Source organism: Streptomyces sp. 8K308, from assembly GCF_004348315.1.
Taxonomy (GTDB): domain Bacteria; phylum Actinomycetota; class Actinomycetes; order Streptomycetales; family Streptomycetaceae; genus Streptomyces.
This window is the reverse complement of record NZ_SMKC01000185.1, coordinates 1-13447: the sequence shown is the minus strand read 5'-3', so window position 1 is coordinate 13447 and position 13447 is coordinate 1. Positions and strand designations below refer to the sequence as shown.

The 13447-nt window shown below is 73.5% G+C and carries 13 protein-coding genes and 1 pseudogene; 11 read left to right on the top strand and 3 right to left on the bottom strand.

Annotated elements, in window-relative coordinates; translation table 11 throughout:
- Window positions 1-505: DNA-formamidopyrimidine glycosylase family protein (locus tag E1265_RS22940; RefSeq protein ID WP_279571454.1), on the bottom strand; the 505-nt coding region annotated here is incomplete at its 3' end.
- 40 nt (window positions 506-545) lie between these two features.
- Window positions 546-1649 carry a hypothetical protein gene (locus tag E1265_RS22935; protein ID WP_132932864.1) on the bottom strand — a complete coding sequence of 368 codons (1104 nt, stop codon included), beginning with the start codon at window positions 1647-1649 and terminating at the stop codon, window positions 546-548.
- A gap of 325 nt (window positions 1650-1974) precedes the next feature.
- Here E1265_RS22935 and E1265_RS22930 point away from each other — a divergent pair, with 325 nt between their 5' ends.
- From E1265_RS22930 to E1265_RS22885, 10 genes and pseudogenes are all read left to right on the top strand, one after another.
- Window positions 1975-2691: a UbiX family flavin prenyltransferase gene (locus E1265_RS22930; RefSeq protein ID WP_132932862.1), complete on the top strand. Its 717-nt coding sequence runs from the start codon at window positions 1975-1977 to the stop codon at window positions 2689-2691.
- 68 nt (window positions 2692-2759) lie between these two features.
- A complete protein-coding gene (locus E1265_RS22925; protein WP_132932860.1) occupies window positions 2760-3221 on the top strand; it encodes an Lrp/AsnC family transcriptional regulator in 462 nt (153 codons plus the stop codon).
- Between the two features lie 65 nt (window positions 3222-3286).
- The gene (mqnE, locus tag E1265_RS22920; RefSeq protein ID WP_132932858.1) at window positions 3287-4453 is read left to right on the top strand and encodes an aminofutalosine synthase MqnE; all 1167 of its coding nucleotides are present in this window, start codon (window positions 3287-3289) and stop codon (window positions 4451-4453) included.
- Window positions 4454-4464: 11 nt separating this feature from the next.
- A pseudogene (locus tag E1265_RS22915) lies at window positions 4465-4995 on the top strand (GNAT family N-acetyltransferase); the annotation flags it as partial.
- A gap of 106 nt (window positions 4996-5101) precedes the next feature.
- A complete protein-coding gene (locus E1265_RS40780) occupies window positions 5102-5779 on the top strand; it encodes a DUF4229 domain-containing protein (RefSeq protein ID WP_347877235.1) in 678 nt (225 codons plus the stop codon).
- A gap of 305 nt (window positions 5780-6084) precedes the next feature.
- Window positions 6085-7404 (top strand): dicarboxylate/amino acid:cation symporter, encoded by a 1320-nt coding sequence (locus E1265_RS22905; RefSeq protein ID WP_132932856.1) that lies wholly within the window; start codon window positions 6085-6087, stop codon window positions 7402-7404.
- Window positions 7405-7598: 194 nt separating this feature from the next.
- Entirely contained in the window at window positions 7599-8318 is a 720-nt protein-coding gene (locus tag E1265_RS22900) for a class I SAM-dependent methyltransferase (protein WP_132932854.1), read from the top strand.
- A 29-nt stretch (window positions 8319-8347) separates the two neighbouring features.
- Window positions 8348-8800: a DUF6226 family protein gene (locus E1265_RS22895; RefSeq protein WP_132932852.1), complete on the top strand. Its 453-nt coding sequence runs from the start codon at window positions 8348-8350 to the stop codon at window positions 8798-8800.
- A 215-nt stretch (window positions 8801-9015) separates the two neighbouring features.
- Complete coding sequence (locus tag E1265_RS22890) at window positions 9016-9483, top strand: ATP-binding protein (RefSeq protein ID WP_165953844.1); 468 nt, start codon at window positions 9016-9018, stop codon at window positions 9481-9483.
- Window positions 9483-9719, top strand: a complete 237-nt coding sequence (locus E1265_RS22885; protein ID WP_132932848.1) for a hypothetical protein — start codon at window positions 9483-9485, stop codon at window positions 9717-9719. The genes E1265_RS22890 and E1265_RS22885 overlap by 1 nt, the downstream gene beginning before the upstream one ends.
- On the opposite strand, the gene dacB is transcribed toward E1265_RS22885, so the two are convergent.
- Window positions 9700-11268, bottom strand: coding sequence for a D-alanyl-D-alanine carboxypeptidase/D-alanyl-D-alanine-endopeptidase (dacB, locus tag E1265_RS22880; protein ID WP_132932846.1), 1569 nt, complete (start codon window positions 11266-11268; stop codon window positions 9700-9702). The two genes, E1265_RS22885 and dacB, sit on opposite strands and share 20 nt — an antisense overlap.
- Window positions 11269-11484: 216 nt before the next feature.
- Here dacB and E1265_RS22875 point away from each other — a divergent pair, with 216 nt between their 5' ends.
- The gene (locus tag E1265_RS22875; RefSeq protein ID WP_132932845.1) at window positions 11485-13425 is read left to right on the top strand and encodes an AMP-dependent synthetase/ligase; all 1941 of its coding nucleotides are present in this window, start codon (window positions 11485-11487) and stop codon (window positions 13423-13425) included.
- Window positions 13426-13447 lie beyond the last annotated feature (22 nt).

Sequence of the window (13447 nt, the reverse complement as noted above, 5' to 3'; positions counted from 1 at the left end):
CCCGCAGGACGCCCTTGAGCTGGCGGTTCTCGTCGCGCAGCAGCGCGGCGAGCGCGGCGGGGGTGAAGTCGGGGGAGAGCGGGTCGGGGCCGAGGCGGGCGACGCCCGGGACGTCGGCCGGGTCGCGGACGCAGTAGACGGCGAGCCGCTTCTGGGTGCCGGCCTCGGTGAGGTCGAAGCCGGCACCCTCCGGGGTGTCGAGCGCGATCCGGAGGGCGAGCGGGCCCTTGCCTGGGCGTGGCGGGGTGGCGGGGAGGCGGTCCTGCCAGCGCAGCCAGCCGGCGCGCGCGAGGTGGATGACGAGGTGGAACTCGCCGACCGTGAGGTCGAGGAACTTGCCGTGCCTGGCCACCGCCGTGACGGGCTGGCCCTCGACGGCGGTGAGCGGCGGCTCGTAGGTCTTCATGACGTGGAAGGCGACCGGCATCGCGCGGCGGACCCGGCGGCCCACGGCGGAGCCGGTCAGGAACTCGCGGAGCGCCTCGACCTCGGGGAGTTCGGGCATGCCTCCCAGCGTAGGGCAGCGTGGGACAAACCGAACGGCCTTACGGCTGCATGGGCCCCGGGACGTCGGCGCGGCCGTCGTCGGCCTCGCGCCGCTCGTCGAGCATCTCCAGGTAGAGCAGGGCGACCGTCAGGTCCTCCGGGGCGAGCTGGCCGTCGGCCGGGTCGGGCGGGTTGAGGGAGAGCGCGGAGCCGCCGGTGAGGGCCAGCCGCAGCGGCAGCGAGCCGGCGTCGGGGCCGGCGAACTGGCCGAGGTCGAAGGTGGCGGCGGTGAGCACGCCGTTGCGGATCTCCAGGCCGGCCTCGACCGGCTCGGTCGTGTCGGTGCTCCGGTCGACCAGCGGCGGGAGGCCGAACCGCTCGGTCTGGGCGGTCAGCAGCGCCAGGAGCGGGGCCAGGGCGCGGCGCGCGTCGTCGGAGGCCATCGTGACGGTGACGAGCTCGGCGCCGCGCGCCTCCCCCGACGGTCTGAGCGTGGCCTCGGACCGCAGCGTCGTCTCCAGGGCCTCGACGAACTCCCACTGCGCCTCGGGCGTCAGCAGCTCGCCGCCATCGATGAGGGCGCCGGCCATCCGCCCCGCGGCGTCGGCGCTGACGCCGTCGCCGCCGCCCTCGCTGAGCGCGGCCGCGTAGTCGGCGTAGCGGTCGGGGTCGATCTCGACCCAGTTGCCGGCCAGCGCGTTGCGGGCGGCGGTGAGCGAGTCGGGGAGCTGGGCCGCGTCCTGCTCGAGGCGCTGGGCGCGGGCGACGGCCGCCTCGCCGCCGCCGTAGACGTCGTCCACGACGGCCTGGGCGCCGACCCGGACGTAGGTGTTGTCCCCTATGTTCTTCACGCCCGCCACGTCCCGGCCGCCGAAGTTGACGGTCATCGCGCCGTCCAGCTCGTCGTCGGGGTCGAGTTCGCGCATCTGGGTCTCGCGCTCCGGGTCGCCGACCGCGATGGTGAGCTCGAGGTCGGCCAGCAGCCTCGCCTGGTCGGCGGAGGGCTGGACGGTGCCGCCGTCCCGTGCGGCCGCGCGCTGCAGGTAGGCGTAGACCTCCTCCGGGGTCGCCTCCAGGGTGGCGCCGACGGTCAGCGCCTCCCAGGACAGCAGCTCGTCGGCGGCGTCCGAGACCTCCAGACCGGCTTGCGCCTGCTGTATCACCTGGCAGGCGCCGGTGGTGGCCGTGAGCAGCGCGGCGCCGCCGAGGGCGGCGAGCCGCGTGATGAGCGGTCGGTTGCTCGGGCGGGTACTGATGGCTCACTCCTGGTCGGTGGGGGCCTGGTCGGCGGGAGGCGGTGTCGTGACACCCGGCGGCTCGTCCCGCGTCACGGGGGACGCGGGACCAGTCTCCACGGGCAACGATCGAGCCCCGCCTCGGAGTGCCCCCTGTGGCCGAGGCGTCACCGTCCGGTAAGCCGCTTGTTAGCTAACGGTGGCCGGCGGGCCTCTCAACGGCGTGGGCCAGGACGGGGCCTAGCCTTTCGGTATGGAGCAACCCCCCCGTTCTGAGCGTCCCGAGCGTCGTGAGCCGTGGATCGTCGGAGTGTCGGGCGCCTCGGGGACGCCCTACGCGGCCGCGGTGCTGCGGGCGCTGCTCGCGGCCGGCGAGTCGGTCGACCTGGTGGTCAGCCGGGCGGCGCGGCTGACGCTGCTCGACGAGACGGGGGTGTCGTTCCGGGACGGGCACTGGCAGGAGGACCTGCGGAGCTGGCTGGCGCGCGGGGCCGACGGCAAGCCGGACGCGTATCTGGCCGAGCTGCCCGACCTGTCGGGGGACGCGGTGCGGTGCTGGCGTCCCGGCGATCTGGCGGCCGGCCCGTCGTCCGGCTCGTACCGGGCGCGGGGCATGTTGATCGTGCCGGCCTCGACGGCGGCGGTGGCCGGGGTGTCGCTCGGCCTGTCGAAGGACCTGCTGCAGCGGGCCGCGTCGGTCACGTTGAAGGAGCGGCGGCCGCTGGTGGTGGTGGTGCGGGAGACGCCGCTCGCGGGGCAGACGCTGCGGCAGCTGGTGGAGTTGGACGAGGCGGGGGCCGTGGTGCTGCCGGCGTCGCCCGCGTTCTACGCCGGGGCGAGCCAGCTCCAGGACGCGGTGGACTTCGTGGCCGGCCGGGCGCTGGACGCGGTGGGCGTGGCGCACGACCTGTACCGGCGGTGGCGCGGGGAGCTGGGGGGTGGCGCCGCTCGTTCGGCCCACCACTCGTAGGTCGCCGGGGGCGAATGCCTTAGATTCGTCTGTGCAATCGACCAGGGGACGAGGAAGGCTCTGCGACGATGGACGCGGTGGACAGGCAGCTCATCCAGGCCCTTCGGGAGAACGGCCGGGCGTCCTACGCCGAGCTCGGCCGTCTGGTGGGCCTCTCGGGGCCGAGTGTCACCGACCGGATCAACCGCCTGGAGGCGGCCGGCGTCATCACCGGCTACCGGGCCACGGTGGACGCCCGTTCGCTCGGCCTCGGCGTCACCGCGCTGATCGGCATCCAGCTGTCGGACTCCGTGGACCACGAGGACGTCGCTGGCCGGCTGCGGGAGCTGGCCGAGATCGAGGACTGCTGGTTCATCGCCGGGGACGACTCGTTCATGCTGAAGGTCCGCGCCACCGACGTGGACGGTCTCGAGCGCACCATCCGCCGGCTCTCCTCCACCAAGGGCGTCTCCCGCACCAGGACCACGATCGTGCTGTCCACGAAGTGGGAGAACCGGGTCGGCGACCTGCCCGACGGGGTGCGGGCGTAGTCTCGTGTTCGGTCCGGCGGTCGCCCGCCGGGCGGCCGGCACGGTGCGAGAGGGAGGCGCGGCGCATGGACGCGGGGCTCAAGCGGGATCTCGAGGAGAAGGTGCGCGCCGGGGAGCGGTTGTCCCGGGAGGACGGCATCGCCCTCTACGAGTCCGACGACCTGGCGTGGCTCGGCGGCCTCGCGCACGAGGTGCGGACCAGGAAGAACGGCGACGTCGTCTACTTCAACGTCAACCGTCACCTGAACATGACCAACGTGTGCACGGCCTCGTGCGCCTACTGCTCGTTCCAGCGCAAGCCGGGCGAGAAGGACGCGTACACGATGCGTATCGAGGAGGCCGTGCGGCTCGCCAAGGCGATGGAGAACGACCAGCTCACCGAGCTGCACATCGTCAACGGCCTGCATCCGTCGCTGCCCTGGCGGTACTATCCGCGCTCGCTGCGGGCGCTCAAGGAGGCGCTGCCGGAGACGGTGCAGCTGAAGGCGTTCACCGCGACCGAGATCCACCACTTCGAGACCATCTCGGGCATGCCGGCCTCCGAGATCCTCGACGAGTTGATCGACGCCGGTCTCGAGTCGCTGACCGGCGGCGGCGCGGAGATCTTCGACTGGGAGGTCAGGCAGCACATCGTCGACCACAAGACCCACTGGGAGGACTGGTCGCGGATCCACCGCCTGGCGCACTCCAAGGGCCTCAAGACGCCCTGCACCATGCTCTACGGCCACATCGAGGAGCGCCGCCACCGGGTGGACCACGTGCTGCGGCTGCGTGAACTCCAGGACGAGACCGGCGGCTTCCAGGTCTTCATCCCGCTGCGCTACCAGCACGACTTCGTCGACATGAAGGACGGCAAGATCCGCAACCGGCTCCAGGCCAGGACCACCATGGCCACCGGCGCCGAGGCGCTGCGCACCTTCGCGGTCTCCCGGCTGCTGTTCGACAACGTGCCGCACGTGAAGGTGTTCTGGGTGATGCACGGGGTGCAGACCGCCCAGCTGGCGCTGCAGCACGGCGCGGACGACATGGACGGCTCGGTCGTCGAGTACAAGATCACGCACGACGCGGACAACTTCGGCACGCCCGACAAGCTCACCAGGGACGACCTGCTCGAGCTGATCAGGGACGCCGGCTTCCGCCCGGTGGAGCGCAACACGCGGTACGAGGTGGTGCGCGAGTACGACGGCCCTGACCCGGACCGTCGTGAGTCGCCCCAGCCGATGCGGGTGTGAGCGGGGGCGACATGCGGTTGCGGTTCGTGCTCGACCCGGCGGTCACGGTCGAACTCCGGGAGCGTTTGGCGGAGTTGTGGGCCGACGTCACCAACGCGGGCGGCGCGGTCGGCTTCGTGCCGCCGGTGACGACGGCGGACGTGGCGCCGGCGCTGCGGCAGCACCTGGTCGGCATGGCCGAGGGCACCACCCGGCTGCTGATCGGCCTGCCGGCCGGAGGCGGGGCGGCCGGGCCGGTGGCCACGGCGTTCTTCAAGCTCAACGCGCACCCGCTGATGGGCCACTGGCTCGGGCTGAGCACGGTCATGGTCCACCCCGACCTCCAGGGCACGGGCGTCGGCCGCGACCTGCTGGCGGCCGCCGCGTCGGCGGCCCACCGCGTGCTGCCTGGCGCCACCGGCATCCGCCTCGGCTGCCGGGGCGGCCTCGGCCTGGAACGCTTCTACGCGGCCTGCGGCTACCAGGAGGTGGGCCGCCTCCCGGCCGCGATCAGGGTCGCGGACGACGACTACCGCGACGACATAACGATGTGGCTCCCCCTTGGCCGTGGCGGTGTCGCCGGGGTCGCTGAGGACCGGCCCGGTACCTGTGCTTCACTGGGAGTCAGCCAAAGTGGGACAAGTCAGCGTGGGACCGGGAGGTGGCACCGTGAGCCACAGCACGAAAGCCGCCGAGGCCGCTGACGCGGCCGACGAGGCCGGCGTCACCCCCGCGGACTCGGCCGCCGGCGAGGCTGGCGCCGAACCGACGGCTGGCGGTGCGGTCCAGGTTGACGTGGCCGAGCCCGCCGGCGGTGCCGGCGAGGCTGGCGCCGAGCCGATGGCTGCTGATGCCGTCACGGTCGACGTGGCCGAGCCCGCTGGTGGGGCCGGCTCGGCTGGCGCCGAACGGACGGCTGCTGGTGCCGGCGAGGCCGGCGAGGCTGGCGCCGAGCGGACGGCTGGTGGTGCGGTTCAGGTTGACGTGGCCAAGCCGGCCGACGGGGCTGGCTCCGCCGGGCCCGCCCGGAGGGCGGACGTGGCCGAGCCCGCCGCAGGCGGCGTCGCAGGCGGTGCCGCGGTGCGGTATAGTGTGGCGCGGTTTGGCGTGTTTGCCGTGTCGTTCGTCGTGATCGCGCTGCTCGCCTACGTCGGCGTGCTGCCGGAGTCGTTCGGGGTGGCGAACCCGCTGTGGATCGCGCTGCTGTCGATCATCGTGTCGGCGCCCGTCAGCTATGTCGTGCTGCGGCGCCAGCGGGACGCGATGTCGCAGCAGATCGCGCCCCGGATCGAGCGGGCCAGGGACCGGCTGCAGGCCAACCAGTCCATGGAGGACGACGTCCAGTGAGGCCCGGCGGAGTGATCCGCCTCACGCCCCGCTGTCATCTCCCCATTCCTCACCCGTAGTTGTGATCGGACCCATGACGTGTCCGAAACCTGGTGCTACCGTCGTGGACGTGAACACCGCAGCCGCGCCCCTCTCTGACCCGAGCACTCTGCTCGTGGCGCGCCTGCACATCGATCTCTGCCGCTGTCTGAGCGCGGCCTGTCGCTGATCCGCGTTTACCCGACGCCGATCCCGGCGACCCTACTCGCGCGCCACGTTCCCACGCCGCGCTCGCATGTCATTCACACCTGACCGGAGTGTGCCCTGTGTCAACCCCGTCCCCCACCCGCGACGGCAGACGGCTCTCGATATCCCTGCCCCCGTTCTGGGCCCAGATCCTCATCGGCCTCGTGCTCGGCGTCCTGCTCGGCTGGATAGCCCGCACCACCGAGGCCGAGTGGCTCGGCCGCACCCTCGACGAGATCGGTGGAAACTTCGTCCAGCTGCTGCGGCTCGCCGTCGCGCCTCTGGTCTTCTTCGCCATCGCCGTCTCCATCACCAGCCTCCGCAACGTCTCCAACGCCGCCCGCCTGGCCGGCCAGACGCTGCTGTGGTTCCTGGCCACCTCGCTGATCGCCGTCGCCATCGGCATCGTCATCGGCCTGATCACCAACCCCGGCGACGGCACGGGCCTCACCCCGGCCGACGGCTCTGCGCCGGAGACCGAGGGCTCCTGGCTCGACTTCCTGACCGGCATCATCCCGACCGACGTCGTCACGCCGTTCACCGAGCTGAACGTGCTGCAGATCGTGTTCCTCGCCGCCGCCGTCGGCATCGCCGCGCTCCAGCTCGGTGACCGGGCCGCGCCGCTGATCACCTTCGGCGAGACGGCGCTCGCGCTGCTGCAGAAGGCGCTGTGGTGGGTGATCCGGCTGGCCCCGATCGGCACGATCGGCCTGATCGGCCGCGCGATCAACGAGTACGGCTGGGACCTGCTCGGCGACTACGCGACCTTCACCGTCGACGTGTACGTCGGCTGCGCGCTGGTGCTGTTCGGCGTCTACCCGCTGCTGCTGCGCTTCGTCGCCGGCGTCGACCCGCTGCGGTTCTTCCGCGCCGCCTGGCCCGCGATCCAGCTGGCGTTCGTCTCCCGCTCCTCGGTCGGCACGCTGCCCGTGACCCAGAAGGTCACCGAGCGGCTCGGCGTGCCCCGCGAGTACGGCTCGTTCGCCGTGCCGTTCGGCGCCACGACCAAGATGGACGGCTGCGCCGCGATCTACCCGGCGCTGGCGGCGATCTTCGTCGCGGAGATCTTCGACGTCAGCCTGGGCGTGCAGGACTACGTGCTGATCGTCTTCGTCTCGGTGATCGGCTCCGCCGCCACCGCCGGCCTCACCGGCGCCACCGTGATGACCACGCTGACCCTCTCCACCCTGGGTCTCCCGCTGGAGGGCGTCGGCCTGCTGCTGGCCATCGACCCGATCCTGGACATGGTGCGCACCGCGACCAACGTGGCGGGCCAGGCGGCCGTGCCGGTGATCGTGGCGGCGCGCGAGGACATCCTGGACCGCGAGGCCTACGAGCACGCCACCAGCTTCGAGATCGACGGCGTCGACGGGGCGGCCCCGGTGCGGGCCGCCGCGTAACGGACGAGAAAGCGGCCGCGGCGGGGCCCTGGAAGGGCCCCGCACGGCGCCCTGGGGTGGTGCCGGCAGCCGACCGTCGGCCTCGTGGACCCCGGCTCCCGGACCCCCGTGGCGCCCCGGGAGCCGCCCGGCTCCGGCCCCGCCGCACCCGCCCTGACCTGGCCTTTCGTCGGTCGCGTACCTAGGCTTCCGGCATGGAACGGGAGATACGCACCGTCGAGGACGTACTGCGGCTGCTGGACGGGATGTTCGCGCCGGCGGCCGACCGCTGGGAGGCCTTCTACGCGGACCGGGAGCGGCCGGTGCCGTTCTTCGTCGCCAAGCCGGACGAGAACCTGGTCTCCTACCTGGAGCGCGGCCTGGTCGCGCCGGGCGGCCGGGCGCTCGACCTCGGCTGCGGCCCCGGGCGCAACGCGGTCCACCTCGCCGGGCGCGGCTTCGCCGTGGATGCCGTCGACCTGTCGCCGGCCGCAGTGGCCTGGGCGGCGGAGCGAGCGGCGGCGGCCGGCGTCGACGTGCGGTTCCGCTGCGGCGACGCGTTCGAACTCGTCGGGCATGGTGAACTCGCCGGTCCCTACGACCTGATCCACGACTCGGGCTGCTTCCACCACCTGCCGCCGCACCGTCGCGTCAGCTACCTGGCGCTCCTCGACCGGGCCCTGGCGCCCGGCGGACACCTCGCCCTCACCTGCTTCGCGGCGGGCGTCGAGGGTTCCGGCACCGAGCTGTCGGACGCCGACCTCTACCGAGCCGGCGACCTCGGGGGCGGCCTCGCGTACACCCCCGAGTCGCTGCGCCGGATCCTCGCCGACCTCGACGAGGTCGAGCTGCGCCGGATGCGCGACGAGCCGGCCGACTCCCCACACTTCGGGGAGCCGTTCCTGTGGGCCGCGCTGTTCGAAAAGAAGCGGTGACGAGCCACGGCGGTGGTTAGGCTCCGGTCATGTCGTCGTATGTGCGCCCGTCGTTGCCGCGGCAGGTCTTCCGGGACGCGTCGGAGGCGGACGGCCGGGTGGTGCGGCTGACGCCGGCGCGGGGCGACGGCGCGCCGCTGGAGCTCACGTTCACCGCCTACCCGGGGCTGAGGGTGCGCGCCGGGGTGTGGGGTGGCTTCGTCCATCCGGTGTGCGGGTGCGACGCCTGCGACGAGAGCGCGGAGGAGCGGGTCGAGGATTTGGAACAGCTGGTGCTCGCCGTGGCCGCCGGACGGTTCCAGGAGGAGTACCGGGCCTTCAGTGGCACGCCCGTCCGTTACCGGGTCGGCACGGTCCAGGACGGGGACTACCGGGCCGGTGCCTCGTCGGCCGAAGAGATGTCGCGGGCCAGGCTGGCCGAGGGGCGGCGGCGGCTGCGCGCGTTGCCGGCCGGCTGGGCGCCCTGGCCGCCGGCCGGCTGACGCCCGGCCGCCCGCCGTGCCCCCCGCGCGCCGGGGGGCTCACGGGGGCGCGCCGCCCGCGCACCATGTGACCCCCCTCAGTGTGTATGTGACCCCCCTCGTGAACGTTCCGAATTGGACCGCTTACCCGCTCCACTGAGCATATGAGAGCTTCGCTTGGCTCATGGAGGGGGTTCACGATGACGGCGCCGTCACCGGACGCGAGAGAGCTGCTCATGCCGACCGCGCGACCGGTGCCGCTGGAACCCGCCGCGTTTGCCACCGCCTACCGGTTCCGGTCCGTCGCACTGCTCGCCGATGCCGAGGACACGCCGCCGGTCGCCCGCCGCATGGCGCGGGAGACCCTGGACGACTGGGAGTTGCCCTGGCTGGTCGACGACGTCGTGCTCTGCGTCTCGGAGTTGGTGGGGAACGCCGTCCGGCACGTCGCCGGGCGGCGACGCATCGGGCTGACGCTGCGGTACTGGCCGCGCTGGCTGTTCGTGGAGGTCACCGACGAGGACCCGGCGCCGCCGCGACTGCCGTCCGGCGACCCCAGCGGGCTTGACCTGTTGCCCGAGCACGGGCGGGGTCTCTTCATCGTGCAGAGCCTGGCGGACGCGACGTGGTGGGCGCCGCGCGACGCCGGGGGGAAGAGCGTGTTCTGCCGGTTCGACGTCACCGCAGGGCGCGGTGTGGCGTGATGGTCTCCCGGTTCGTGGACTGGCTGCTGTCGCTCGACCCGTACGGGGGTCCGCCGATCTACGCGGCGGAGTGCACCACGTGCGACGAGGCGTCCTCCGGCGCCGAGTCCCGCGAGGATCCGGAGGTGTGGTGCCTCCGCCACGCGGCCCGCACCGGCCACACGGGCTTCCGCTCGACCGTGACGACCTTTCTGCGGGCCACCCCGCGGAGCGGTCTCAGCAGCGGGCCGGCTTGAGCCAGGAGCACTCGAGACCGGGGGCGTCGGCGGCGGGAGCCGCCGTCCCGGCGGCCGGGCCGCCCGAGGCGGCGAGCGCCGTGACGACGGTGTCCTCGATGTCCTCGGGGGCCGCGCCCAGGTAGTCGTCGAGCAGGACGCTGAACACGAGTTCCCGGCCGTCCGCGGCCGTCACATACCCGGACAGGCCGGTGGCGCCGGTCAACGAGCCGGTCTTGGCACGGGCGTTGCCGGCCGCCGCGGTGCCGCACATCCGGGAGCGCAGCGTGCCGCCGACCATCCGGTCCGCCGCGCAGGCCACCGGCAGCGCCTCGTACCAGGGCCCGAACCAGGGCTTGGCGCGTACCCCGGTGAGCAGGGTGGCGAGTTCGGCGGCCGGCATCAGGTTCATCCGGGACAGCCCCGAGCCGTCCACCTGCCGGTAGGCGCCGGTGTCCAGGCCGAGTTCGGCCGCGTAGCGCTGGATGGCGGCCAGGCCGGCCGACCAGGTGCCGCGGCCCGACGTCTCGTGACCGATGGTCTTCACCAGCGCCTCGGCGTGCATGTTGTTGGACAACTTCATGAAAGGCACCAGGAGTTCGGACAGCGGCATGGACTCGTGGGCGGCGAGCGGCGTGGCTCCCTCCGGGGCCGCGCGGCCGAGGACGGTGTCGCCGGCGACGCGGACGCCGTGCGCCGCCAGCGCGTCGGCGAAGACCGCGGTGGCGTGCGCCGTGGGGTCGGCGACGGCGATCCAGGCGGTGGTGGGCGCGGAGCCGAGCGGGATCCGGCCGCTGACGACCACGGCGTCCGAGCCGTGCGGCCGGCTGAGGGACAGGGTGCCCGGCTGGCCGGTGGCCACCGTGGTGGCGCGGTTGTCCACGGGCACGTGGTCGCTGGCCGGGGTGAGGGTGACGTGTGGCGGGTCGCCGACGGCGGAGCCCGGGGCGGCCGAGACGTGTACGGTTCCGGCGTCGTAGTCGGTGTCGGGGGCCACGGTCAGCGCCGAGACGCCGGCCGAGTAGGCGGCGCCCTCGCCGTCCCAGGACCAGGCGCGGCCGAGCCGGACGGAGTCGAAGCGGGTGTCGTCGGCGACCAGGTCGCCGCTGACCCTGGTGATGCCGCGGGCCGCGATGCCGGCCGCGATGGCCGCGTAGTCCTCGGCGAGCATCGTGGGGTCGCCCGAGCCCCGCAGATACAGGTCGCCGCGCAGCTCGCGCCCGTGGACCCGGCCGTCCGCGACGGCCTCGGTGCGGTAGCGGTGGTCGGGTCCGAGGAGCTCCATGGCGGCGGCCGAGGTGAGCAGCTTGGTGTTGGACGCCGGCAGCAACCGGTCGTCGCCGCCGCGCTCGTACAGCGTCTCGCCGGTGGCCGCGTCCCGCACGACGACGCTCGCCCGGGCGCCGGCCAGCCGCGGATCGGCCAGGGCGCGGTCCAGCGCCTCGGCGAAGTCGGGGGACGTGAGGATGTGTCGGGCGTCGGCGGGGGAGGACAGGACCAGGGTGGTGGCCAGCAGCAGGCCGGCGGCGAGCGCGCCGAGCCGGCTGGGCGAGGGTGCTCTTCGCGTCATGGCGCCGAGGATGACGGAAGATTCCTTCCGGTTGAGGAGTGTTGGCGGAAAGTCACGCTCCGGAAACGTTCGCGCGGGCGGCGTGTGCTCGATTCGTGTAACCGCCACGCGTTGCCGGCCCCGGTGCGGGGAATCCGGTGAAGGCGCCGGTCAACGGGCCTTTGGGACGGCAGAATCCGGGGCATCCCCTGACCGGGGCCGCACCGGGAGGACCAGATGCCACAGCCGAACACGCCGACCGCGACCGCGCCCGCGGGGCCCGCCGCCGTCCCGCCGCGGCTGCGCGTCGAGCACGGGCGGGTGGTGCGGGTGTCGGTGCCGCCGCTGGTGCCCCCGGTCGAGCAGGGCAGCTTCGCCGACGTGCCGTACGTCAACGCCTACGAGGCGCCGGACGACGTCGCGTTCAGCCGCCGGCACGGCGACGGTACCTGGTACGACGTCACCTGCGCCCAGTTCGCGACCGAGGTCACGGCCGTCGCCAAGGGCCTGATCGCGCACGGGCTGCGGCCCGGTGACCGGCTCGCCATCATGTCGCGGCCGCGCTACGAGTGGACGCTGCTCGACTTCGCCGCCTGGGCCGCCGGCCTCATCACCGTGCCGATCTACCCCACGAGCTCGCCGCAGCAGGTGCGGTGGATCCTGCGGGACGCGGGGGTACGGGCGTGCGCCGTCGAGGGCGGCGAGGAGGCGCGGGTCGTCACCGCGGTCCGCCACGAGCTGCCCGGGCTCGACCACCTGTGGCAGCTGACCGCCATCTCCTCCCGCGAGGGCGGCATCCTCGGCCCCATCTCGGCGCCAGGACGCAGCCTGCCGGAGGCGGTCGTCGCCGAGCGGCGCGCGCTCCTCGCGCCCTGGCTGGCGGCCACCATCGTCTACACCTCCGGCACCACGGCACAGCCCAAGGGCTGCGTGCTCACCCACGGCAACCTCTTCGCCGAGGTCGACAACGCGATCGCGCTGCTCTACCCGATCTTCCGGCGGCTGACGGACGAACCGCCCGCCACGCTGCTGTTCCTGCCGCTCGCCCACGTGCTCGGCCGGCTGGTCGCCATCGGCTGCGTGCGGTCCAGGGTGCGGCTCGGCCACGCGCGGAACACCGACACCGACGACCTGCTTGCCGACCTCGCCGGCTTCAAGCCGACGTTCCTGTTCGCCATCCCGCACCTGCTGGAGAAGGTCTTCAACAGCGGCCGGGCCCGTGCCGAGAAGCTGGGCCGTGGCGCGGCCTTCGACCGGGCGGCCCGCATCGCCCGCCGCTACGGCGCGGCCGCCGAGGCCCAACAGCACGGCATGGCCCAGGGCCCCGGCATGGGCCTGCGGGCGGCCCGCTCGCTCTACGACCCGCTGGTCTACCGGCGCATCAGGGCTGCCCTCGGCGGGCGGGTGCGGCACGTGGTCTGCGGCGGCTCGCCGCTCGGACGGCGCCTCGGCGCGTTCTTCGAGGGCGCCGGCATCTCGATCTACGAGGGCTGGGGCCTCACCGAGACCACGGCCGCGGCCACCGTCACCCCGCCCAACGCGCAGCGGCTCGGCACCGTCGGCTGGCCGGTTCCGGGCACGGAGGTCCGCGTCGCCAGGGACGGCGAGGTGCTGGTGCGCGGCGGGCAGGTGTTCAGCGGCTACTGGGACGCGGCGCGGCGCGAGGTGGTGCCGGCCACCGACGGCGAGGGCTGGCTGGCCACCGGCGACCTCGGCTCGTTCGACGACGAGGGCTATCTGACGATCACCGGCCGCAAGAAGGACCTGATCATCACGGCGGCGGGCGAGACGGTGGCACCCGCGCCGTTGGAGGACGCGCTGCGGGCGCACCCGCTGATCAGCCAGTGCGTGGTGGTGGGCGACGACCGGCCCCACCTGGCCGCGCTCATTACCCTCGACCAGGACGGGCTCGCGCACTGGCAGCAGGTGATGGAACGCCGTCAGCTGTCGGCGGCCGAACTCGTCCGCGACCCGGAGCTGCTGCGCCACCTGCGGCGTGCGGTGGACGACGCCAACGCGGAGTCCCCTGGCGGGGTGCCGATCCGTGACTTCCTCGTGCTGTCACGCGACTTCACGATCGCGTCCGGCTACCTGACGCCGTCACTGAAGATCCGCCGAGAGGCGGTCCTGCGGGATTTCGCGGCCCACATCGACCACCTTTACGCGACGGCCACCTAGCCCCCGCGCCCCCCCCGCGCTC

What these genes read in the sequence shown, in the direction of transcription:
- E1265_RS22890 (WP_165953844.1), top strand. Translation starts at nt 9,016, where the DNA reads ATGCCGACCGCGCGACCGGTGCCGCTGGAACCCGCCGCGTTTGCCACC.
- E1265_RS22925 (WP_132932860.1), top strand. Translation starts at nt 2,760, where the DNA reads ATGGACGCGGTGGACAGGCAGCTCATCCAGGCCCTTCGGGAGAACGGC.
- mqnE (WP_132932858.1), top strand. Translation starts at nt 3,287, where the DNA reads ATGGACGCGGGGCTCAAGCGGGATCTCGAGGAGAAGGTGCGCGCCGGG.
- E1265_RS22895 (WP_132932852.1), top strand. Translation starts at nt 8,348, where the DNA reads ATGTCGTCGTATGTGCGCCCGTCGTTGCCGCGGCAGGTCTTCCGGGAC.
- E1265_RS22875 (WP_132932845.1), top strand. Translation starts at nt 11,485, where the DNA reads ATGCCACAGCCGAACACGCCGACCGCGACCGCGCCCGCGGGGCCCGCC.
- dacB (WP_132932846.1), bottom strand. Translation starts at nt 11,268, where the DNA reads ATGACGCGAAGAGCACCCTCGCCCAGCCGGCTCGGCGCGCTCGCCGCC.
- E1265_RS22930 (WP_132932862.1), top strand. Translation starts at nt 1,975, where the DNA reads ATGGAGCAACCCCCCCGTTCTGAGCGTCCCGAGCGTCGTGAGCCGTGG.
- E1265_RS22900 (WP_132932854.1), top strand. Translation starts at nt 7,599, where the DNA reads ATGGAACGGGAGATACGCACCGTCGAGGACGTACTGCGGCTGCTGGAC.
- E1265_RS22885 (WP_132932848.1), top strand. Translation starts at nt 9,483, where the DNA reads ATGGTCTCCCGGTTCGTGGACTGGCTGCTGTCGCTCGACCCGTACGGG.